Origin of the sequence: Phyllobacterium lublinensis (genome assembly GCF_020164435.1) — a bacterium.
Lineage (GTDB): Bacteria > Pseudomonadota > Alphaproteobacteria > Rhizobiales > Rhizobiaceae > Phyllobacterium > Phyllobacterium lublinensis.
Genome location: NZ_JAIUDQ010000006.1, coordinates 70892 through 93311 on the forward strand (window position 1 = coordinate 70892; position 22420 = coordinate 93311).

Here is a 22420-nt window from a genome sequence, read left to right on the forward strand (position 1 = left end):
TGCATTGGCTGATTGTCTTGTGGCAGAAGATCTATCATGATCTTGGGCCAGGTCACCAACCAGTTTTCCTCGAAAATAACAGTAGAAAATCTATCGGATGAACAAGAGATTTGGCAATCTTCCTTCTCTGAACGGTCTCAAAGCCTTCGAGGCCGCAGCACTTCATCTGAATTTTCGACTGGCAGCGGAGGAACTTGGTGTCACCCAGGCCGCCGTGGCGCAGCAAGTGCGAGGACTGGAAGCAGAGCTCGGCGTCAAACTCTTTGAGCGGCTGCCAAGGACCTTGAGACTGACGGGTGAAGGTCGGCGCTACATCGCGGACATCCGACGCGCCTTCGAAATCATCGGTAGCGCGACGGGCAGCCTGAGACCTGAACCGGTCAGGCTCACAATTAGCACTACGCCAACCTTCGCATCGAAATGGCTCATTCCACGCCTGCCGGACTTCATGGAACGGCATCCCGACCTCGACCTCCACATCCTCGCCACGGAACGCATGTCGAGTTTCCAGGTGGACGGTGTCGATATCGCCGTTCGATACGGCCGTCCTCCGTTCGGTCCGGGCTTGGCCACGCAACTACTGTTCGAGCAGAGTATCATTGCTGTCTGTAGTCGGATGCTGCTCACACGCCGGAGACCGCCGGAGACAGCTGAGGATCTCGCGAGTTTCACGCTGCTTCATGACGCCCACAATTTTTGGCCTGAGTTCGTCGAAACATATTTCGGAAGAAGTGAACATGCGCCGTTCAAGGGGATCAGCTTCTCGCAGACTTCACACGCGATCGAGGCGGCCATCGCCGGGCAAGGCATCGTTCTTGCGAACCAGAGTTTCGTCGCCCAGGATTTGAGGGAAGGTCGTCTGGTACGTGTAATCCCAGGATCGCTGCGCGGCCCATCGGATTTCTATCTCGTCTGGCCGCGCTACCGGAAATCCATGCCGTTAGATACGGTCATTGCATGGATGCTTGAAGAGGCCAACACCAGCAACGAATAGCTCTGCTACGGCATAAGAGTAACGTCAGTGGGCATACGATAATTGCCATCTGGAGCGCTGGAGTTTTGGTAAGTGCGACCGCGCTTACGAATGTACCGAGAAGACGCAAGGATGCGCTAGGACGGCCATCAGGCAGTATTGCAGGAAGGGGCTAATTGAAGCCTGACCTGCGGAACGCCTTCCTGAGCGTGTCCGATGGATGCTCACCGAAGGCGCTGCAATAGTATCTGGCGAAGTGGCCCAGATTGCTGAATCCGCACGCGATGGCGACCGAAGTTACACTGGTTGCCGGGTTGGGGCCCGTCAGCATAGACCTCGCCTTGCGCAGGCGAACCTGCTTGACGAAGGTCATCGGGGAGACACCGCGGCTCTTCTTGAAAGAATAGAACAGGCTTCGCGCACTCGTGTTTGCAACGAGAGCCATGGCCTCGCCCACGGCTTTGATGAGTTCTTCGGCTCCCTCTACCGCCTCAACGCCGAGGACGAGCCCGAGAACCCGGACTATCCGAAGGATCCCGCGTTCAGGCAGAAGTTTGGACCGCGCGGCGTGCTCCACACCTATGCCGACGGACGCATCGAGAACACCGGCCCGCTCACCAGGAAGCGTATGGAGACGATCGATCAGGAGGTAACTGATGCCGCCATCGACTTCCTGAAGCGCGCCAAGGAACAGGACAAGCCCTTCTTCCTCTGGTGGAATTCGACCCGCATGCACATCTGGACACGGCTCAAGGCCGAGAGCCAGGGAAAGACCGGCCTCGGAATATATCCGGACGGGATGGTCGAGCACGACGGCCAGGTCGGGGAGATGCTTAAAGCACTGGACGATCTCGGCCTCGCAGAAAATACGATCGTCATGTATTCGACCGACAACGGTGCCGAGAAGTTTACCTGGCCGGACGGTGGCCAGTCGCCATTCCGCGGTGAAAAGAACACCAACTGGGAAGGCGGCTACCGCGTTCCGAGCATGGTGCGCTGGCCTGGGGTGATCAAACCCGGCACGACCTATAACGACATAATCGCGCATGAAGACTGGATACCCACTCTCGTGGCCGCGGCCGGCGAACCCGAAATCAAGGAGAAACTGCTCAAGGGTTACACGGCCGGAGCGAAGACGTTCAAGGTGCATCTCGACGGCTACAACATCACCCACTACCTCTCCGGGAAAGGCGAGGATCCGCGCAAGGAATTCATCTATTTCGTTGACGATGGTTCGCTTGTCGGCCTTCGATACCTGCAGTGGAAAGTGGTCTTTGCAGAGCAACGCGAAGAGGGCCTCAACGTTTGGCAGGAGCCCTTCGTACCACTGCGCCTTCCCAAATTGTTCAATCTTCGCTCCGATCCGTTTGAGACGGCTGACCGTGAAGGCATGGACTATGAACGATGGCGCGTGGAGCATCTGTTCGTGGTCGTCCCGGCACAGGCCTATGTCGCGAAGTTCCTTGAGACGTTCAAGGAGTACCCACCCAGACAGAAGCCTGGAAGTTTCTCGATCGATCAGGTGATGGACAACATGAAGAGTGCAGCTGCCGGCGGGGGAAACTAGGGCAGTTTTCCACAGATCACACGGCGGTCGGTCACAGCCAAGCGAGGCAGAGGCGGCCTGCTGTCAGGTTGGGACCCGCTATGGGAGAACGTTGACTGCGCGGGCAGCGACGATGACCAGTGTCAACAGCGAGATCGCGCTCTCGAGCATCATCAGCATCTTTGCGCGTCTGGTGAGCGGTAGCACATCGGTGGGACTGAATGCAGTGGCAGTGTTATATCCAAGATACAGATAGTCGAGGAACAGCGGCTGCCAGTCCGTTGGTGCAACTTCGGGTGCCGTAGCCTGCGGAAATAGCCAATCCGGCTTTGTTGGCGCACCGCTCGCCCGGGAGAACGGGCCGCCACGGTCGATTTGCCAGTAAAGCAGTGAGAAGGTCAAAACATTCATGACCCAGATCGCAAGCGATGAGGACAGCAGTGAGACGGCACGTGTTTCGGGCGGGTGAAGCGTGATGATCCCGATCATGTCCGCCAGTTCCGCCGCCGTATTGACGATATAGGCCGCACCAAGAAGCATGATCACGGCCCGTTCAATGCGCATCCACAAACGGTCTGCAGTCAGCGTCACCACGATCATGGGAACAATAACCACAAGCGCGACGACGTATGATATCCACGCCGGCATCAGTCGCACGTGATGGGGCAATACGGCCAAGAGGCCGAGCAGCGCCAGTATCGCCAGCGCGGGAACCCATCTTGGTTCGTTGCGGACGGGTTGCTCGTTCATCCGCGTTGGATCGCTGCAGCGCCGATCAGTTCGGTCGCGAGGCGGTCGAACCGGAATCCGCAGCTTTTGACAAGGTCGTGCTCAGTCATGATCGTTGGATCCATCATTGCTCTCGTTGTCTGACCGTCCTCAACCTGGGATCTGACGGGAAGCATGCCCGTTGCGTGAAAGCTTGTCACAGGTAGCGTAATCCTGACCTTTCGATGTCACAAGGCTATTGCGCGTGGCCGACCGGGCATCTGTTTGCCGAAAGCTTCAAACGGTGACATGTTCAATCTCGACACGATCAAGCCAGCGGTGGCCGAAGGAATATGCCGGTAAACGTCGATCAGCTTTCGACCATGATTGCCCATGCGGTGGCTCCAGCATTTCTACTGGCCTCCATCGCAGCTCTGGTGTCGATCCTGATCAACCGGATGGCAGGGGTGACCGACCGCATACGGGCAATCAATCAGATCGCCGATGACGATCCTGGTCGCGCGTGGCTAAAAGCTGATATCGCCCGATTGAAGCGCCGTGAGGCATTGTTGAATCAGTCCCTTCAACTCGCGGTTACCGGCGCAATCGGGATCGTAGTCCTCTTGCTGTTTGGGTTCATCGTAGCTCTCCTCGGTTATCGCCATGAGTTTGGCGCAGGTGTTTTGTTCATTGTCTCCCTATGTTTGCTGGTCGGTTCTCTGTTCCGGTTCCTGCAGGACATTAAAATCTCTTTGAGCGAGCACGATCATCACCATTGATCGGTAGTTTTCAGCGCGAGAACGTGGATCCACATGATCTCATTTTTGTTCTGTCACTGCCCGCAATTGCCTTACAAGTTCGACGAGCCGCGGATCGTTGGGCTGCAGGCGGGCGAGCGCCTCGGCATATTTGAGTGTTTCCGGATAGCGCTGAAGTTTTAGTCCGTACTGGATTGCCATGCCGAGAATGTCGGCGTCCGCTTGCCCGCCCGCAACGGCTTCGCCAAGTATCGAAAAAGCATCCGCAATACGCCCAACTGAATCCAGCGCAATCGCAAGCGTCGTCCTGTACCGTACATTGTCAGGACTGAGCCGTACTGCTACCTCGAACTCCCGCACCGCGTCCGGCAAAGCCTTCTGGCGAACGAGCGACAGCGCATGTCCGAAGCGTAAATCGGCTTGATCGGGTGAAACCGCGATCGCCTCGGCGTAGGATTGTTCGGATCTTTCGTTCTGGCCCGTAACGCGGTAAAGCTCGGCAAGGTTGATGCGTGGACCGGAAAGCGCCGGATCGAGCACGATCGCTTGACGGAATGCCGTCTCGGCCTCATTTGGACGCTGCTGTCCGAGTAGAAATGTCCCATAGTTGTTCTGCACCTCGGCGGCGTCCGAGTTGGCCTGTACGTAGGCACGCAGATCGTCGATGGCGGCATCGAATCTACGACGTTCCTCTCCGAGTAAAGTCAGCTGTGGTGTCGCGCCAAGTGCAGTGACGGCGGCCACCCGAACGGCGCGTGTCTCATCGCCGAGCAGCTTGCCGATCGCTTCCAGCCTGCGCTCCAGCGGTAGATTGCCCGCCGCTTCCGCCGCTCCTAGGCGAACAAGCGGATCAGCATCTCCCGCTGCGGCCTTTACGTCCGCAACCACGTCCGCTCCTCCGACCCGGCTCATCGCAGTGATTGCGCTGCCCTTGACGATGCCAGCCTGTTCACGATCGGCAACAAGCTGGCGCAGTGCCCCGATCGAAGCTGGATCATTCTGCGCGGATCTGGCGAAAGCGTGTGCGATCGTGGGGCGATTGCGCCAGGCCGTACCGTACCATTTGTCCATAGTCTCGGCCGCCCAGGCGTCACTCTTGCTCTCATGGCACGCGATGCAACCGTTCGGCGTGCCATACATTGCGGAAAGGTCAGGGCGCGGAATCACGAAGGAATGGTCGCGGCGCGGGTCGACCTTCATGTAAGTGCGTTGGGGCATGTGGCAGTTGGCGCACTGTGCTCCGCTGGAGCCTGTCGGATGATGGGTGTGGGTGGGTGTGTCGAAGTCGCCGCCCGGGTTGAATTTCACGAAGCGTTCCGGTGCTGCCAGCGTATGGCATTGCGTGCACAGGGCATTGCCTTGCGCCTTGAGCGTGGATTCATGTTGCGTGTGACAGTCGAGACATGTGACGCCCGCCCTTGCCATCTTGCTCTGCTGGAAGGAGCCGTATTCGAACACCTCATCGAGGATCTGCCCATCCGGAAAGTAAAGATCCGGACGAAGCAATGCCGGAGAGAAAGCGTCGAGAAAGGGTTGTCCAGGTTGATAGCCAGCCAGCTTGGTCCGTCGCGAATGACAGCCAAAGCAGGTGTTCCCGTCGATCTTCGACAATCCCAGATTCGGGCTTATGGTCGTCAGGTTCGTCCTCGACTTCGTCTCCGCCCATTCAACATGTCTCGCCCCGCCGCCATGACAGGATTGGCAGCCGATGCTGGTCGCGACATAGGTTGACCTGTACTCATTCGATTGCGGCTGAAAATTGGTCTGGGGATCAGTCGAGTGGCAGTCAATACATGTGCGATTCCAGCGGTAGAATGGGCCCGTCCAATGATATGTCGAGCCGGGTCGGGCTGGTCTGCCATCGCCAAGCCAGATCCATTCCCGCTTGCCGGTGTCCCAAGCCACGTCGAGAGCCTGCAGTGTTCCGCCACCGAGGTCGACGAGATATTGCTGCAGCGGCTCGTAGGCAAAGGTGTATTTGACCTCGAATTCTGCTTGCTTTCCGTCTGGTCCTTCGGTTCGGACAAAGGGCCGACCGTCCCGGTAAAAGAACTTCGTCACGATGCCAGCGCGCTCGAACTGCACGTCGTTGAAATCAGCCCGAACAGTAGTGTCGTCGGCGAGGGCCATCGCCTTGGCGTGATGGGACTTGGCAAAGGCTGCCGCCTGATCGGCGTGGCAGGAACCACACTTCTTCTCGTCCACGTACCCATCATGAATCGTGATCCGTGGATCAGCGGGCGTTGGAGCGTTTTCCGCAGCAAAGCTCTGCCCTGCAGCAGCGAGGGCGCCAAGCAGCAAGGCCGCTCGAAGAACCGCCGCCAACCAGGCGCCGTATCTTGATTGCTGCAACATCACCCGGTCTTTTGCCTGATAATCTCAATCCACCGCGCCCGATCCATGGAGATATCCGCCTCCAATCGGGCGTCAAGTCGACGGCAGCTGCATCGACAGGGAAAATGGCGGCCTCGCTTTCGCGGGACCGCCATGCCAGATTCAATTGCCGGTAGGCAGCGCAAATGTGACACCTTCTTTCGCCAGCTGCTCTCGAGCCCACTGGAACCGCTGATAGCTTGTGAGCGTAAGCGGTCCGCTGTAGGACTCGCTCTGCAGTTTGCGCGGCGGATATTCCACATAGGTCTTCATGAGCTTGTTGATAGCATCAGAAATCGTGACCATGGTCCAGGTCCGCTCGGTGTAGTTGTTCATGAATATGTCATATCGCTCCTGCGGATCCTGCCAGAGGTCGAAGACTTGAGGAACAGTCGCGACATACTTTTCCGCACCCTTCCAACCGAGGTTACTGTCCACCGCAAGACCGCCGCTCGGCTGGCCGTTGTCGCCGCGCAGGTTGAACACGGCCTTGTAGTTGCCGACCCGTGCCGCGCCGGGGGACAGCTCGTTCTCTGTGAAGTAGAACCACTCCTTGCGCGGGGATGGACCGGACCCCGTCAACACTGGGGTCATGTCGAAACTGTCGAAAATGATCGGCTTGTCTTCGCGATCCTTGTCAGGTAGCGGGACGCCACCAGCCGCGGCAAATGTTGCCATGAGATCAAGGCCACCGAGGATTTCATGATTTTTGGCGCCAGGTTTGATCTTGCCCGGCCATACGGCAATGGCTGGAACACGGTTCCCGCCCTCGCGTACGGTGCCCTTTGTGCCACGGAAAGGCGTATATCCAGCATCCGGATAAACGTCCTGCCACGCCCCGTTGTCTGTCGTGTAGAACACCAACGTGTTCCGGTCCATGCCCGTTTCACGCAGCTTGTCCATGATGCGGCCGATGCGCGTGTCGAGTTCAACAATCGAATCCGCATATTTGCTCTTCGACAGTGATTTAAGCTGGAATTCAGGTGCCGGCATGTTCGGCTGGTGCACCTTCATGAAATTCACATTGATGAAGAACGGCTCGTTGGGCGTTTTGGCTGCCTCGTCAAGGAACCCCAGTGCAGCCTTTTCGACATAACCGTCGAAGAATGGAATGCCGACGACACCTTCCTTGCCATCGATCGTCGGGGTATCGACATATTGGCCGTTGATCTTGAAATCCTCTGTCACTGGTCCGCCAGCTTTGCCGGACAGTGCGCCTTTCGTCACCTTCTGGAACATAGACCTCAGTGACGGGTCCATGTCGGGAAACCAGGTCGGATCGGCATAGGTATAGGCGTTGAGATGATAGAGGCCTGCATATCGCATTTCATCGTAGCCTTGGGCATTCGGCAGCGCGTAATCGGCTTCGCCAAGGTGCCACTTGCCGGTGAAATAGGTATGGTATCCCCCACGCTTCAACACGGAGGCAAGCGTCCATTCCGCGGCCGGCAGCCCGCCACCCTGGCCCTGGAAGGCCACGGTGGTCATGCCGCTGCGGTTTGGGATACGACCGGTCTGCATGGCGGCGCGGCCTGGCGTGCAGCTCGGTTGCGCATAGAATGAGAAGAAGGTCATGCCTTCGCTCGCGAGCTTGTCAATGCTCGGTGTCGGCATGCCGCGGCCTTCACCGCCGCCATAGGGGCCAAGATCACCATAGCCCGTATCATCGGAAACGATAAACAGAATGTTGGGTTTTTGCGGCGCTTCCTGTGCCTGCAAAGGGGCAATCGCGCCCCAGATAACGGCAGTGGCAGCAAATGCACCAATACCGAAATGACGAACCTTGCAATGCATTTCTCATCTCCTCCGTTTGACCTTCCAGCTACGACGATTACTGAGGGGTGACTTTCGCGCTGATAGGCAACGACAATTCAATGGATGCCGCGGCCGGGTGTTAAATCTTCTATTCAATCGAAACACTGGAGTTTCATTGCGCGCACTATCCAAGCTGGCGCGACCTCCTGCCCAAAGTGTCGCGAAACACCCATCGCGCGCATCCTACTTAACCGCGACAGCAGGCGATATTGTACCTTCGGGCAGCAAGCCCTATCGGCCGTCAACCAAGCCCCATCTGACCGCCTGACAGCGCGCCGGACGGCATCCGTACTTCCCCGGATAGCGCCACAGGGCCAATCTGCTACAATGGATCAACTTGTGGGGCAGGGACGATCATCATGGTGCGCGATTGGAAGGTTCGATCGAGCCGGTTCGCCCAGAATTCGTTCGCATTCTGTTGCTTGTGTCTTGTGATTTTCATGGCTGCACCGGCCGTCTCGATGGAGATTGTGGGCCGGGTCCCGCGTATCCTTATCCTTTATCCCTATGACGAAAGGATCGCGGCAACGACTGCTGCGGGAGAGGGGGTCAGAACCCGACTGTTGGAGGCCACTGAGGGCAAGATTGATATTTTCTCTGAGTTCCTTGACCTTTCGAGATTTCCGGAAACGACCCACAAGGAGAAAATGGCACACTTCCTCACCGACAAATATGCCGAACGTCGCCCGGATGTGGTGGTTGCGCTCGGCGAGGAGTCGGCAAGCTTCATTGTTACAAACCGCAACAGCATCGCCCCGGGCGCCAGGATTCTCGTCACCGGCTTCAGCAGTGGAACTGCTCGGGACATGCGCTTGCCCAGTGATGTGGTCGGCGTCTTCAATGAGTACGACATAACAAAGACGTTCGAGTTGGCCCGCGGGCTGCAGCCTCAGGCGCGGCACCTTTTCATTATCGGGGGATCAGCCGATTTCGACCGTTCGTGGCTGGCAACAGCCCGGGCCGAACTTGCGGATTTGGCCAAGAATTATGAAACAACCTATCTGGAGGATTTGACGATTGACGAGTTCGTCGAACGTGCCGCTCACTTTCCCCCCGACAGCATCGTCCTTGTTTTGACTATTTTCAAGGATCATGCCGGACGCAACTTCATTCCACGCGAAGCCATCAAGCAGATCTCGGCGACTGCCAGCGCGCCGTTCTATGGTCCATATCCAACTTACATCGACTACGGCATCGTTGGTGGCAACATGGTGACATTCGAGGCGCTGGGTATCGCCGTTGCCAACCTCGCGCTCGATGCTGTTGCCGGAAGGCCGATTGCCAATGTAGACGCGCCGCAGACCTATATTGCCGATGCGAGGCAATTGAAGCGCTGGGGGCTTTCGGAGAGCGATCTGCCTCCCGGAACCGTGCAATGGTTCATGCAAAGAACACTCTGGGAGCAGCACTGGCTGGCGATCCTCGCCACACTCGCAGTTATTGTTGCGCAAGGCGCTGTTATTGCCGGCCTGCTCGTCGAACGCCGCCGCCGCCGTGCCGCGGAACTGGAATCGCGCGGTCGTCTCCTTGAACTCGTCCATCTCAACCAGTCCGCGACGGCCGGCGCGCTGACAGCTTCAATTGCCCATGAACTCTACCAGCCGCTCGGTGCGATCCGCAGCAACGCCGAGGCGGCAGAACTTTTGCTCCAGGGCGATGCGCCCGATCTCAAGCTGATCAAGCAGATCCTCGTCGACATCAAGGACGACGACCAGCGTGCAGGCGATATCATTGCCCGTCTGAGGGGGTTGCTCAAGAAGCGCAAAGAAATCGATTGGAAGGAGTTCGACCTTAACGAGGTGATCAGCAGCGCAATTCAGATTCTTGGCCCCGAAGCCAAGCGACGCAACATCGTGATCAGTTCCCGCGCGACTGAGGAACTGCGCGTGCGCGCCGACAGGGTCCATATCCAGCAAGTCATTCTCAATCTCGCCACCAACGCGATGGACGCCATGCTCGACGTGGCGCCGACTGACAGACGGCTGGTGTTCCAGAGCCGGTTGACCAAGGAATCCAAAGTCGAATTGTCAATCACGGATACTGGCTGCGGTATCCCCGGCGAAAAGCTCGTCGGAATTTTTGACGCGTTCTACACGACCAAGCCAAGCGGCACCGGGCTTGGCCTTCCCATCGCACAGATGATTGTCGAAACCTACGCAGGCAAAATATGGGCAGACAACAGTCCGGACGGCGGCGCTGTTTTCCGCTTCGACCTGCCTCTCGCGCGAAATGGATAGTCGAGGTGCAGCCAGTTGTTCACATCGTCGATGACGACACGTCCTTTCTGACCGCGGTTGGACGGTTGGTAGCGGCATCCGGTTTCCGGGTCGCCCTCTATGAGTCAGGCGACAAGATCCTCGCGGCTTTGCCGAATGTCGAACCCGGGTGCATTCTCCTCGACCTTCAATTGCCTGGTTTGAGCGGACTGGAATTGCAACAGCATCTTGCGCAAAAAGCGCCGTTGCTGCCCATTATCTACCTCACAGGCCAGGGTGACATCAAAGCCAGCGTAATGGCGATGAAGGCAGGCGCAGAAGACTTCCTGGAGAAGCCGGTTGCGGGAAAGACCCTGTTGGCAGCAATAGAACGCGCGTTGCACCAATATGAGAAGCGGCAGGTCGAACAGGACCGGATCCACAAGCTTCAGGTTCGGGTGGCGAGCCTCACTCCACGAGAAGCGCAGGTTTTTGACCTCATTGTTCGGGGCAAACTGAACAAGCAAATCGCCTACGTCCTGGGAACGTCCGAAAGGACGGTCAAGGCCCACCGGCATTGTGTAATGGAGAAACTTGGAGTGCATTCGCTTGCCGAAGCGGTATTGATTGCGGAAAAGATGGGTCGTATCGATCCTGAGTCAAACCCGCTGCACCACAAGTGATGACGGTACGCTTCCCCTTAGGACAGTATCAGAGGTTCTTAGTCAGCTCTATCATCCAGCGAGCTGAGCATTCTCCTGCTGGCCGAAATGAGGCAGAAAATTGGAACGCCTATCAGGGACCGTTGCAGTCGTGGAAGACGATCCGAGCATGCGCCGGAGCGTCCAGAGGCTGTTGAGTGCCCATGGTTTTCCGACGGAGGGATTTCCTTCGGCCGAAGCATTCCTTGGCCGCAATTCTGCAAGCAGGATTGATTGCCTTGTGCTCGATGTTGATCTGCGTGGCATGTCTGGTATAGCGCTGCAGCGTCAATTGAGGGATATTGGGTCCGCGCTTCCAATTATTTTCATCACTGCCCTTGAAGACAGCACACTGGAAGCCGAGGCGGTGAAAGCGGGTTGCATTGCCTATCTGCACAAGCCGTTTCCAGCCAGCTTGCTGATCAACGCCATCAACAGTGCATTGGCCTCCGCGAGCGAGTAGCCGCCCATGTCTGCGTGTGGTGCAAAAAGCGGACAGCAAGTCAAACGTTGTCCCGCGCGCCGAAAAAGCGCTCACAAGCAGAGACTGGGGGTTGCACAGATTGTCGTCAGGGCCTTTGGTCCTCAGTCCAATTGTCGACCTTCGATTTATTGTTACCGATCGGAAATCGTTTCATATTTCCCATGCGCCGCTCATTTTTCGCGGCACAGGCTCGACGCCCCCCACAACACACGAGCCCAACTGCGCCGAGCCTCCCTTTTTGCAATGCGTTCATCCGGATTTTGCTTGCGCCCGAACGTTGAAAATGGTGCAGACAGATGTCTTGCTGATGGAATGACGGCACCCGTCCCTGCTAGGCTGGGTGCGGAATCATTCGTGCAACCGAAGGCAAACCTGTGGAATTTCTGCATAGCGGCGCTTCATTCATCGAGCCATACATCCAGCAATATGGGCTCTATGCGATCTTCGCCATCATATATCTGGAATCCCTCGGCGCCCCGCTTCCCGGTGAAAGTGCGCTTGTCGCGTCATCCCTCCTCGCAATGCGGGGCGACCTTGGCGTGGTTAACCTGTTTTTCGTCGTGTGGGTCGCCGCGGTTCTCGGCGACAGTACCGGCTATGCGATTGGACATTTTGGTGGACGGCCATTGCTCCAGCGCTATGGCTGGCTCATCAAGCTTACCCCGCAGCGGCTTGCCGAACTCGAGCAACTCTTTCGGCGGCGCGGCGCCTTCATTGTCTTCGGTGCACGCTTTGTGGTCGTGCTGCGGCAATTGAACGGCTTGGTGGCCGGGTCTGTCGGCATGCCCTGGCATAAATTCCTGGCAGCAAATGTCCTCGGTGCCGGGGTCTGGTCAGCCGTATGGAGTTTTGGACCCTATTTTTTCGGCGACCTGTTCCATGCGATTTGGCGCTAGGCGCAGCCACCCGAAGGCGAAAAAACGTCGCCGGGCCTTTGGTCATCACTCCAATTGCGGAGATCGCGATTGATTGTTAATACCCGGAAATCGCTGCATAATTCTGGTGTGCCGCTTGTCCGTTACCGGCATAGGCTCGGCGTCGACGCTCCAGACCACGAATCAAGCTCCGCCGAGCCTTTTTTTGATGCTTCCGATTGACTATGCAGATCCCTTCTGCCATCGCTTCGATCCTTGAGAAATCGACCCGCCGGATGGTGTATTTAATCTTTTATTAACCATACGGGCGCAGCCTTTGGTTGCTGACAACCCCATCCCCAAAGTCCCCCGTAGTCAGCACCCGGCCGCCGCTACCCTCGGCGGTCGGGGCCAAGATCACTTATCGTAGACATCATTGTGAATTGACGGTTCAAGTCCGACGGGGGCAACCTGCGTTCCTGGGGGTGGCTGCGTTGTGCCTCATGCGGAGGGAAAGATGCGACTGTTTCTCATTTTGGCTTTTCTGACGCTGAGCGGCTGCGTTTCCAACGACCCGCCGGATAATCGCGACAGCATTCTGCGTCGCCCATCGTGGTCGGGTAATGATTAGCCAAAAATCCCCTGGCGAATCGAGGCGCGACCGATTGCCTACTCATCCAATCGATCGCGCCTCTGCCGACAGAGAAATGTCAGCACCTGTCAACGGCTCTCTCGCCATTTTGTTCCGGTGGATCAGTTGGTCAGATAAACGACCTTCCGGTTTTTTGTCGAAACAATCACAGGTTGCTTGTCCACATAGACATAGGCATAGTCCGGGGAGTCAGGAATGGGAACGAGCTCGATGTCTTCGGGAATCGCGGTCCCGACAGCCACATCGCCTTCGATTACGATCGGGTCGGAAGGATGGGCGATCACATAGTCGCGGGCCGGTTGTGGTACTTCGACGATGACCGCGTCTTGGGCATAAAGCGGACCCAGCGTCGCAAGCATCATGGCAGTGGTTATCAGTAATACTCGTTTCATCGTTGTTTCTCCCTTGAGAGTTCCCTTCATATGGGAAACAGTCGATCCTGCAATTGGTTCCGAAACCGCGCGTGAAACAGATTTGAAACACTTGTCAGGCTATATATCCCGCAGGTAGGGCTAGGTTCACATCCATGAGAACGCGATGAGACTGTTTATTGCCACCTTTATCGCCGCTGGTTTTCTGGTTTGCCCGGTGCAGGCCAGCCAAAACCTGGACAAATACCGCAAGTGCTGGGCGGACGCATCGGCGGCCGTCATAAACGCCAGGGGCATTTCAGGCAAAAACCTGTCCTATGCCATCTTTACCGCTGACTCCCAGTGCCAGCTCCTGCGGGCCGAAGCCATAGCGACCAATGGTGTTGCGGCCGTCAAAAATGTAACCGAATGGATGGTCGTACAACTCCACAATACGAACCAGGTCGGTGACTCGATATCACTGAACGTTCCACCTGACGGGATTGCCGCGGACGCCCAATAGGGCATTTTGTGGGCCCGCAGGGAAGTCGATGCTTCCGTAAAGGAGCGTCGTGACGGGACAAAAATCGTACGAAACAAGGAGGAGGGCGGCACTTGCCAGCACCGGCGCAGCATTGCAGAACGCATCGCTGTGAGCCCGAATGAAAACATCGGGCGAGCCAGAGGTTCTAGTCTTAAACCGCTGGATTATCGGGGAAAATGCCTACTGGGAGCAGAGCTGGCAGATCAGTGCAGCGATGGAGACGGCGGACCCGAAGATGAGGAGATGACACCACATTGGCGTCGTGTAATGCATGTAGGTTTCTTCGTCTTCATCTTCATATATGTGTGCCCTTTCAACATTTGAGCCGTCCCTATCAGGGACATATGACAGTGGGATGTCAAGTCGCCATGTGCCTTGTGGACGTGCCTCCACCTGCGATCGGCCCGACGTTCAGGCATGGCTGGCCATGGGATGGAAAGACTGGAGCCTCTCGGCAGCGTCGCCGCGCAAGAGACCAAGGCGTCATCGTTCTGCATGAATTTCATTGGTGGCAGACCTCGCTTCTGGCAAGTTTGTCAGGGCCAGTTCGGAACATTGCTCTGGCAGGCGAATTAGGCTTCGACTGGTGAGGAAGAGGATATGACCATGAAAATGCGTGTGCCACTGGCGGCAGTTCTATTGGCCGCGGTTCTGGCCGCTTCTCCCGCGTGGCCGGAGCAGAAGGTGCCCGTCGCAGTAGCAAATTTCGATTTCCTCGACACATCCGGCGAGCCAAGGGACCAGAAGGACGTGCACGACAAGAGGTTGACGGCACTTTCAGATTACCTTCGCCAGCAATTGTCTGAAAGCGGCAAACTCGGGATTGTCGACCTGCCATGCCAGGCGGCCCAGTGCACGGCGACAGACCCCGGCTTCGCGACCTTGTCCGAGGAGGCCAAGCGGGCTGGCGCGCATTTCCTCATTATCGGCGTTGTCAAGAAAACCAGTACATTGATCGGCTGGATCGAATATTCGGTGCTCGGTGTGGATGACCAGCGTGCCATTTGCGGGGAATTGGTGACCTATCGCGACGATACCGATGAATCATGGCGGCGCGCGGCACGATTTTCGGCCGGTCAGATCCTCAATCGCTGCGCCTTCGGCAATCCAGCGCGATAATCCGCAAGCAGCCATTACATTGCATGGTTCAATCCACCACCTCCCTCATGATGAGCCCCATCATAGCGAGCCGGTCGAGCTGCGAACCGCGCACGATAAGACCGCGTGCCGTTCAGATTTGCACACAGCCGATACAGCAATCTCCCCGGCATTCGCGCCGGATGTCGAGCTACGAACCATGCGCTTGGTTATTTTGCCAATGAACCGGTCGTGACCGGCACGTTGCTCCGTTGGCGTCAGCCGCGCTCCAGCACGGCCACACAGGAATCAAGATCATTTGTCGCCAAGTGCGCGTAGCGCATCGTCATCTGCAGGGTCTGATGGCCAAGCCACATCTGCACGCGCCTGATATCGATGCCGCCGCGCACGAGCCGGGAGGCGCAGGTGTGGCGCAGAATATGCGGGACAACCTGATCGTCCGTGGCCAGCCCCACCTCCGCCTTGGCATCGTTCCAGATGGCGCGAAAACGGACCTGGCCATGCATGGAGAAGGGGCCCTTCAAACGCCCATGCGGAATTTGCGTGGCTTCCCTGGCACGCGCGGTGAGGGGGACCGTTCGGCTGCGGCCGGATTTGGTCAGCCAGAAGGTCGACCGTGCATCCTGCAGGTCGTTCCACGAGAGGCCGATCGCTTCGCCAAGACGGCAGCCAGTGTCGACCAGAAACACACTCAACCGGTAGCTGTCTTCACAACGCGCGCGGATTGCCGAAAACAGCCGCTGCTCTTCTTCGGCTTCCAGGAACCGAATGCGTCCCTGCCGCTCCTTCTGGCGACGGAACTCCGGCAGATTGTAGATATCGCCCATCTTGCACGCCTTCCTCAGCAGCTTGCTCAACGCAGCCATCTTTCGATTGATGGTTGCGTTGCTGTTGCCGCGCTCGCGAAGCGTGCCGATCACAGAATCGAGCATTTCCTGCGTGAAGACGCTGAAACGCTCGCCGCTCATTATTTCGGCGATTTCTCCAAGGAAGGACCGGACGTTGGTCTTGTGCGAGCCTTCATCCCAGAGAATGCCGATATATTGCGCGGTCAGCTCTTGCAGGGAATGTTCCTTGACCAGTCGTTTGGTCGCATTGTCGGATGCTGCATAGCGCAGGTCATACGTAAATCCGACGGAAAAAATCGGCTGAGGGGAAGCAATGCGTGCAGAAGACAATGTCATGATGAATGCACTCGAACTGATAAAATAAGCATCGGAACAATATGCGACGAGTAGTACCCGTCTTTCCGAAAAGCGCAATGCGCAACGTTGTAGTGCTTTAGTCGAATACCATCCGGTTCGATGAAGCCATGTCCGGCTGCATCGAGCTTCAACCACGCGGGTTGTTGTCCAAACATTTTACCACCTCCTCGGTCCGCGACCGGTTAAAAATCCTTTCTCCGTCTAAATGTCTGTGCGACCGCTCACGCGAACGCTGAAAATTTGTTCTTGTTCAAATGAATCTTCAAAAAAGCCAACGCCGGGAAAAATCCGGCGTTGGGAATTGTCAGCATTCGAAATCAGAAGTTGCGCTGGAAGCGGACGATACCGCCGAAGGCGCTGTCCTTGCCACCCACAGCCTCAACGGACTCAGCGCGCTGGCCATCAAATTTGGTGTAGTTGATCTCGGGTGTGATCTTGAAGCCCGGAACCAATTCGTACCCAACGTTCAAGGCTGCCGCGAACGTGCCGTCATCCTCATAGGCGAGCTGTGCATTGACAGTTGCCTGTTCGGTTGCCTTGATTGCGACGCCGCCCCATACGGCCCAATCGCCAAACCAGGGTGCAAAATAGTTGCCGACAAAGAGTTCTTCCTCTTCGACGATTTCCGTCTTGTCCCAATCAGACTGGTAACCACCCATGACCCACGCCGAAATCGAATCCGAGAATTTGACGTCAGCGCGAAGCTTGCCAGCAAACTCTTCGACCACCGTGTCATAGCCGACGACGGCGGAAACCGATCCCCACCCCTGTTCGACTTTGCCACCCGCCACGACGTGGGGGGCATAATCGTCAATTACGTGTGAAACGCTGCCGATATCATCGCCGCTGTTGAGATCGATTGTTCCGGTTGAGCCTGAGCCCTGTTCCAAGCCGATCAAGGCTGAGAACCCGTTGCCACCGGAGAACGTGTAACTGATCTGGTTCGTGACGTAGCGGCCTTCTCCGATCACGTCATCGTTGATGATGTCACCAAGATAGCCAGTCCAGCTGGTAAATTGCGAATCGGCAGCGCCAACTTGGAAACCGCCAAGCTCGATGGTGGCCTGATTCAGATCGACCTTGTCGGCGTCGGCCCCATTCTTGAAGTTATAGCGAAGCTCGGCAAATGAGCGCAGCGTGCCGAGTTCGGTTTCTGAGCGGGCATCGAAGCGGAGCAGGGCGCGGGCACGCCAGTCGTAGCTGTCTCTTTCTGCGCCACTGTAAACGTCGTCGCCGCCCTGGATATCAGACCGCACGTATCCGTCGATCTTCAGGCAGGTCTCGGTCCCTGGAATGTAAAAGAAGCCTGCGCCGTAAGCGTCGCAAACGCGAACGTATTCGACGGGCTCTGGTTCAGCGACTACGACTGCGTCTGCAGCACGTGCGCCGGTTACTGCAACGAGAGCTGCAGCGGAGCCGAGTAGAAGGCTCTTGATGTTCATTTCTGACCTCCAGTCAAGATTCGGCTGGAGGTGGGCGCGATTCCTGCCTGGAAGCGGCAGCCCGCAGAACGCTAGTGGCCGATGCTGTTGGAGAACAGGTTGACGACAAGAACCCCGGCAACGATCAGCGTCAGGCCGAGGATTGCTGCAATATCAAGCGTTTGTCTGTACCAGAACCAGCCGACGGCAGCGATGAGCACAATGCCAGCGCCCGACCAGATCGCGTAGACGATACCGACGGGGATGGTCTTTATGGGAATCGACAAGAGATAGAAGGCCGCTCCATAGCCGAGGATGCAGACCAGCGAAGGCCAGAGCTTCGTGAACCCGTCCGCCTGCTTCAGGGCCGATGTCGCCACCACTTCGCAGACTATGGCGACAACGAGGTAGAGATAAGTCATGTCAAATCACCATTCAGAATTGGACGGGAAATCATTGATTCGATTCACGGATTGGCTGTGAACCGCAGTCTCTTGGCCGATTCCGGTGGCAATTGCAGGTCCAATACCGTCATCGCCCGGAGAAATTTATTAAAAACCGGGTCACCTGTATTAATGAGTAGTAAAGATATTGCAGGGCCCGAGGCAATTTCGTGTCATTTGTGCAACAGCGGTCCGCCATAGAGCTGCCACAAGTCGCCTGACCCGACATTCATGGTTGAAACCCCGACGCTGGCGAGTATGGTCGGTCGGGAGGAAGGGCGTTCATCGCATTTCTTCTTGGACTTAGGGGATGGGGACAGGTTGTCCTTCAGCCAAATTGGAATGCCCAGACCCATTTTTAACTTTGACTGGAGGTCAGAAATGAACATCAAGAGCCTTCTACTCGGCTCCGCTGCAGCTCTCGTTGCAGTAACCGGCGCACGTGCTGCAGACGCAGTCGTAGTCGCTGAACCAGAGCCCGTCGAATACGTTCGCGTTTGCGACGCTTACGGCGCTGGCTTCTTTTACATTCCGGGGACCGAAACCTGCCTGAAGATCAGCGGCTACCTGCGTTACGACGCACAGGGTGGCGATGATCCCTACACAGGCATCGACACTGAAACATGGACCAAGCACACTCGTGCAACGCTCCGCTTCGATGCCCGTTCGGAAACCGAACTCGGCACGCTGCGTTCGTACATCGAAACCCGTTTCGATTACACTGCTGGTCGTTTGGGTGAAGACGAAGATGGCTTCAACCCGTCCTATGCTGACCAGGACGAAACGCTTGCTCATGGTTACATCGAGCTCGGCGGCTTCCGCGTTGGTGTGACGGACTCGCAGTTCGACACATGGACCGGTTCTGCTGGTAACGTGATCTTCGACGATGTCATCGATTACGGTGGCGGTCGTACGAACCAGATCAGCTACACCTTTGCCGGTGGCAATGGCTTCTCGGCTACTATTGGTCTGGAACAGGGTGACTCAGCTCACATCATCGACGACTACATGCCGCACGTTGTTGCTGGTCTGAAGTTCGAGCAGGGTTGGGGCGCAATCTCCGCTGTCGGCGGTTATGATGCACTTGCCGAAGAGTTCGCTGGTAAGCTCCGTTTGGACGTGAAGTTCACCGACACGATTTCTGCCTTCATCATGGGCGGCTATCAGTCTGACTTCGACGATGCCGATGTTGTGAACCAGTACTACGGTGCTTGGTACGGTGATTGGGCTCTGTGGGCTGGTGCTTCCTTCAAGGTTACCGAGAAGGCCACCATCAACGGTCAGGTTGCTTATGAAGACGAAGGCACAGTCGCTGCCGCTTTGAACGTAGCTTACGAGCTGGTTCCTGGCTTCACGATCACGCCTGAAGTTGCATACACCTCCTTCGACGGCGACCGTGGCTTTGAAGACGATGCAGTTGCGGGTATCATCCGCTTCCAGCGTAACTTCTAATCCTTCACTGGATTGGTTGATTGAGACCCGGCAGCGCAAGCTGCCGGGTTTTCTTTTGCCCGTTTGCATAGCACTTCTGCCGTAATGACTCTTTATGCTCAGAAGCAGCACATGGCTGTGTTGAATTGGCAATGAACATCGGGCAACAAGGAAGCAATTCCAGGAAAAAGTGCTAAGCGGTTTTCCCAATTGGAATTGATGAAACGTTTGACCCATCGAACAGAATGAGAGTCCCGTAATGCGCATCATCAAGAGCTGGTTCTGGCCAGGCGTAATCACCACTGCGCTCCTGACCGCCCTGGCTGGATGGTTTTTCGCCGGGCCGATCGACGAGCGCCTAACCGACACGGTGAACGCGGCGCTCGAATCGCAGAACGCGTGGGCAAGCGCCGAGGTTGATGGGCGCGATCTGGTCCTCAAGGGGATTGCACCGTCGGAAGAGGCGCTTACCGACGCGCTGAGAATTGCCGAACGGACGACCGGCGTTCGCGTTGTCGAAAATGCCACCACGCTATTGCCGCTGGCGGAACCGTTTTCCTTCGTCGTAACCAAATCCGACGATGGCATCCTCCTTTCCGGCAATGTTCCCTATGGCGATGCGCGTGCAAAGGTTCTGGCCGCGGCGGAAACCGCCATGCCCGGCATTGAAATCCTCGACGAAATGGCTGTCGCACGTGGTGCACCACAGGGTTTTTTCGATCTTGCCGGTTTTGCCCTGATGCAGGCGGCGCAACTGACCAATGGGGAGGTGGAAGTTTCAGGTGAAACCTATAGTATCAGCGGAACGGCGGCGAACGCGGCCGACTACGAGTCCATTAACGCTGCGCTGCGCCTGGCTCTTCCGGGCAATGGCAAACCGGGTGAGATCAAACTGGAAGCACCAGTCAGCGCCAGCAGCAATTAGAGCATCGGAGATGAAAGCATGTGGTTTCTTGTCACTCAGCTATGGCTCTTTCTGCTGATAGCTGCTCTTGTTGGTTTTTACGTAGGCTGGTCGACCCATGATGGAGCGCGCAGCTGAAACTGCCCTGGAGCGGATAGGGAAAGATGATCGTCTTCATTCTTCAGTCTCTGTTTCTCATTGCTGCAGCTTTCATCGCTGGTGCGATTTTAGGTAACATTTTCAAGCGGTTTTCCCGAAAAAGTGAATCAGTATCTGAGCATTCGACACGCGCTGCCGATGCCCGATTGGCATCGATAGCGTCATTGGGCATCGCGGCCAATGACGACATCAGCAAATCCGCACGCGAAGCCGCAGCCATGGTCCCTCCGGCGGAGCCTGTCCCGGCTATCAATCCTGTGCCCGCCAAATCGCCACGCAAGGCTGTCAAGAAGAGCGTAGCGAAATCGGCGGCAAGGGAAAGAAATCCCCGGCAGGACGAAAAGAATCGTCCCCCCGTGCTGAGGGCCGCACGCCGCGGCAAGCCGGATCAGCTGATCGCGATCGATGGCATTGGCAACACAATCCAGTCGAAGCTCTTCGAACTCGGCGTCTTCCATTACGACCAGATCGCGGCATGGACCGTCGAACAGGCCGCTTGGGTCAGTGAAGAGATCGGTTTTCCCGGGCGAGCCCATCGGGAGAGCTGGATCAGGCAGGCAGCCGCGCTCGTCAAGCCGGCGACAAAGGCTGTGAAGCCAAAGCCCGCACCGCGCAAAACTGCTGCAAAGCCGGCAGGTACGCGCAAGAGCGGCTGAAGCAAGCCCTCTGCCTCCACCCTACTGTGCGTAGTTCGTAACGAGCTTGTCGAGCTACAAACCACGCAAATCGCCACCGTCCGCAAAATCCGGGGAGATCGCGTTATCGGCAGCTTGCAGATTCTAGCTGGAGCTACCTGGTTACGAACCCCGCAAGTCGACACCCGCTGCAAATGCTGCGATCAACTCGGGCAGTTGCCCGGTCTCGAGCAGCGGCGCGTGCCCTTGGCCGGCCACATTGATGACCTGCAGGGCAGGGTGGCGGCGGGTCATCTCTTCCACCGTTTCGGGACTCAGCAACTTGGTATTTTCCCCACGGATCAGCAAAAGCGGCAGTTCCGCCATCAGGTCGAACTGCGCCCACAGATCCGGTAGCTTCTGTGTCAGGTCAACGCTTTCCATCGTTCGCAAAAGGTTGGGATCGTAGTCAGGGACGATGACACCATTTTCCTCGCGGTAGATGGCGCGGGCGAAGCGTTCGCAATCGCCCCTTGTCAGTGCCGGGAAGGCGGGGCCATGCACCACCCACAACATATCTGCCGCCTCGGTCCATGTCTTTGGCTCGCGGGGGCTGTTCAGATACAGACTGATCTCGATCAGTCCCGGCAATGCGATCTCGGGGCCGATATCGTTGAGGATGATCCCGGCAAGCAGCTGCGGGGCAGTGGCAGCCAGAATATGGATGATCAGGCCGCCTCGCGACGTGCCGAGAACCACCGCGCGGCTGATACCGAGATGAGCAAGGCCGGCGATGACATCGCCGGCTTCGGTACCAATATTGTAGTGTGACCACTCGGGGTCATAGCTCGACCTGCCGCGCCCGCGATAGTCGAAGCTGATCACCTGGCGCGGGGTGTCAGGGTGAGACGCCAGCGACAGTGCCAGTTCATGGAAGTCCCTTGCGTTGCGCGTCAGGCCGGGCAGGCAGACGAGCGGCAGTGCATTGGTCTTCCGCTGAGGATCATAAATCCGAGCATAAAGCTTCAATCCATCCGGCGCGTCGTAGTTGATTTCGCGGAAGGATTTGGCCAATCGTGTAACTCCATGATGCGATGAAAAATACGAGCAATTATCGCGCCACGTTATCTCTCCCCATGTGGGAGAGAAAGCGATTTCGCCATCCTGGCGCAGCTATTTTGCTGGAAAAGTG

The 22420-nt window shown here is 57.0% G+C and carries 20 protein-coding genes and 1 pseudogene; 12 read left to right on the forward strand and 9 right to left on the reverse strand.

What is annotated here, in order from left to right; translation table 11 throughout:
• The first annotated feature begins 97 nt into the window (after nt 1-97).
• On the forward strand, nt 98-994 hold the full coding sequence (gene gcvA, locus K9U38_RS09860; protein WP_224494160.1) for a transcriptional regulator GcvA: 897 nt from the start codon (nt 98-100) through the stop codon (nt 992-994).
• A gap of 151 nt (nt 995-1145) precedes the next feature.
• On the opposite strand, the gene K9U38_RS09865 is transcribed toward gcvA, so the two are convergent.
• On the reverse strand, nt 1146-1418 hold the full coding sequence (locus tag K9U38_RS09865) for a helix-turn-helix domain-containing protein (protein WP_224494358.1): 273 nt from the start codon (nt 1416-1418) through the stop codon (nt 1146-1148).
• Between K9U38_RS09865 and K9U38_RS09870 the strand changes: the two genes are divergently transcribed.
• Nucleotides 1377-2540, forward strand: coding sequence for a sulfatase-like hydrolase/transferase (locus K9U38_RS09870; protein ID WP_505483613.1), 1164 nt, complete (start codon nt 1377-1379; stop codon nt 2538-2540). The genes K9U38_RS09865 and K9U38_RS09870 overlap by 42 nt on opposite strands.
• A 78-nt stretch (nt 2541-2618) precedes the next feature.
• On the opposite strand, the gene K9U38_RS09875 is transcribed toward K9U38_RS09870, so the two are convergent.
• Nucleotides 2619-3269 carry a hypothetical protein gene (locus K9U38_RS09875; protein ID WP_224494161.1) on the reverse strand — a complete coding sequence of 217 codons (651 nt, stop codon included), beginning with the start codon at nt 3267-3269 and terminating at the stop codon, nt 2619-2621.
• 341 nt (nt 3270-3610) lie between these two features.
• Between K9U38_RS09875 and K9U38_RS09880 the strand changes: the two genes are divergently transcribed.
• Entirely contained in the window at nt 3611-4006 is a 396-nt protein-coding gene (locus tag K9U38_RS09880; protein ID WP_224494162.1) for a DUF2721 domain-containing protein, read from the forward strand.
• Nucleotides 4007-4045: 39 nt separating this feature from the next.
• Here the strand turns inward: K9U38_RS09880 and K9U38_RS09885 are convergent, their stop codons facing one another.
• Nucleotides 4046-6340 (reverse strand): tetratricopeptide repeat protein, encoded by a 2295-nt coding sequence (locus K9U38_RS09885; protein WP_224494163.1) that lies wholly within the window; start codon nt 6338-6340, stop codon nt 4046-4048.
• A 141-nt stretch (nt 6341-6481) separates the two neighbouring features.
• Nucleotides 6482-8152 carry an arylsulfatase gene (locus K9U38_RS09890; protein ID WP_224494164.1) on the reverse strand — a complete coding sequence of 557 codons (1671 nt, stop codon included), beginning with the start codon at nt 8150-8152 and terminating at the stop codon, nt 6482-6484.
• Between the two features lie 380 nt (nt 8153-8532).
• On the opposite strand from K9U38_RS09890, the gene K9U38_RS09895 reads away from it, so the two are divergent.
• The 4 genes from K9U38_RS09895 to K9U38_RS09910 all read left to right on the forward strand — a co-directional run bounded on the left by K9U38_RS09895 (nt 8533) and on the right by K9U38_RS09910 (nt 12449).
• The gene (locus K9U38_RS09895; RefSeq protein WP_370631886.1) at nt 8533-10410 is read left to right on the forward strand and encodes a sensor histidine kinase; all 1878 of its coding nucleotides are present in this window, start codon (nt 8533-8535) and stop codon (nt 10408-10410) included.
• 5 nt (nt 10411-10415) lie between these two features.
• Nucleotides 10416-11051, forward strand: a complete 636-nt coding sequence (locus K9U38_RS09900) for a response regulator transcription factor (protein ID WP_370631887.1) — start codon at nt 10416-10418, stop codon at nt 11049-11051.
• A gap of 100 nt (nt 11052-11151) precedes the next feature.
• On the forward strand, nt 11152-11532 hold the full coding sequence (locus tag K9U38_RS09905) for a response regulator transcription factor (protein WP_224494166.1): 381 nt from the start codon (nt 11152-11154) through the stop codon (nt 11530-11532).
• A gap of 395 nt (nt 11533-11927) precedes the next feature.
• Nucleotides 11928-12449, forward strand: coding sequence for a DedA family protein (locus K9U38_RS09910; RefSeq protein ID WP_224494167.1), 522 nt, complete (start codon nt 11928-11930; stop codon nt 12447-12449).
• A gap of 711 nt (nt 12450-13160) precedes the next feature.
• Here the strand turns inward: K9U38_RS09910 and K9U38_RS09915 are convergent.
• Complete coding sequence (locus K9U38_RS09915; protein WP_224494168.1) at nt 13161-13451, reverse strand: DUF1236 domain-containing protein; 291 nt, start codon at nt 13449-13451, stop codon at nt 13161-13163.
• Nucleotides 13452-13596: 145 nt separating this feature from the next.
• On the opposite strand from K9U38_RS09915, the gene K9U38_RS09920 reads away from it, so the two are divergent.
• The gene (locus K9U38_RS09920; RefSeq protein ID WP_224494169.1) at nt 13597-13932 is read left to right on the forward strand and encodes a hypothetical protein; all 336 of its coding nucleotides are present in this window, start codon (nt 13597-13599) and stop codon (nt 13930-13932) included.
• Nucleotides 13933-14559: 627 nt separating this feature from the next.
• Nucleotides 14560-15072 (forward strand): DUF2380 domain-containing protein, encoded by a 513-nt coding sequence (locus K9U38_RS09925; protein ID WP_224494170.1) that lies wholly within the window; start codon nt 14560-14562, stop codon nt 15070-15072.
• 236 nt (nt 15073-15308) lie between these two features.
• On the opposite strand, the pseudogene K9U38_RS09930 reads toward K9U38_RS09925, so the two are convergent.
• The 3 genes and pseudogenes from K9U38_RS09930 to K9U38_RS09940 form a co-directional block, all read right to left on the reverse strand.
• Nucleotides 15309-16142 (reverse strand): annotated as a pseudogene (locus K9U38_RS09930) (tyrosine-type recombinase/integrase); the annotation flags it as partial.
• A gap of 431 nt (nt 16143-16573) precedes the next feature.
• A complete protein-coding gene (locus K9U38_RS09935) occupies nt 16574-17698 on the reverse strand; it encodes a porin (protein ID WP_224494172.1) in 1125 nt (374 codons plus the stop codon).
• A 71-nt stretch (nt 17699-17769) separates the two neighbouring features.
• A complete protein-coding gene (locus K9U38_RS09940) occupies nt 17770-18099 on the reverse strand; it encodes a DMT family transporter (RefSeq protein ID WP_224494173.1) in 330 nt (109 codons plus the stop codon).
• Between the two features lie 402 nt (nt 18100-18501).
• Here K9U38_RS09940 and K9U38_RS09945 point away from each other — a divergent pair, with 402 nt between their 5' ends.
• The 3 genes from K9U38_RS09945 (at nt 18502) to K9U38_RS09955 (ending at nt 21270) form a co-directional block, all read left to right on the forward strand.
• Nucleotides 18502-19572 carry a porin gene (locus tag K9U38_RS09945; protein ID WP_224494174.1) on the forward strand — a complete coding sequence of 357 codons (1071 nt, stop codon included), beginning with the start codon at nt 18502-18504 and terminating at the stop codon, nt 19570-19572.
• Nucleotides 19573-19810: 238 nt separating this feature from the next.
• Nucleotides 19811-20476 carry a BON domain-containing protein gene (locus K9U38_RS09950; RefSeq protein WP_224494175.1) on the forward strand — a complete coding sequence of 222 codons (666 nt, stop codon included), beginning with the start codon at nt 19811-19813 and terminating at the stop codon, nt 20474-20476.
• A 143-nt stretch (nt 20477-20619) separates the two neighbouring features.
• Nucleotides 20620-21270 carry a helix-hairpin-helix domain-containing protein gene (locus K9U38_RS09955; RefSeq protein ID WP_224494176.1) on the forward strand — a complete coding sequence of 217 codons (651 nt, stop codon included), beginning with the start codon at nt 20620-20622 and terminating at the stop codon, nt 21268-21270.
• 141 nt (nt 21271-21411) lie between these two features.
• Here K9U38_RS09955 and K9U38_RS09960 read toward each other — a convergent pair whose 3' ends face one another.
• Nucleotides 21412-22302: an alpha/beta fold hydrolase gene (locus K9U38_RS09960; protein WP_224494177.1), complete on the reverse strand. Its 891-nt coding sequence runs from the start codon at nt 22300-22302 to the stop codon at nt 21412-21414.
• Nucleotides 22303-22420: the final 118 nt, after the last annotated feature.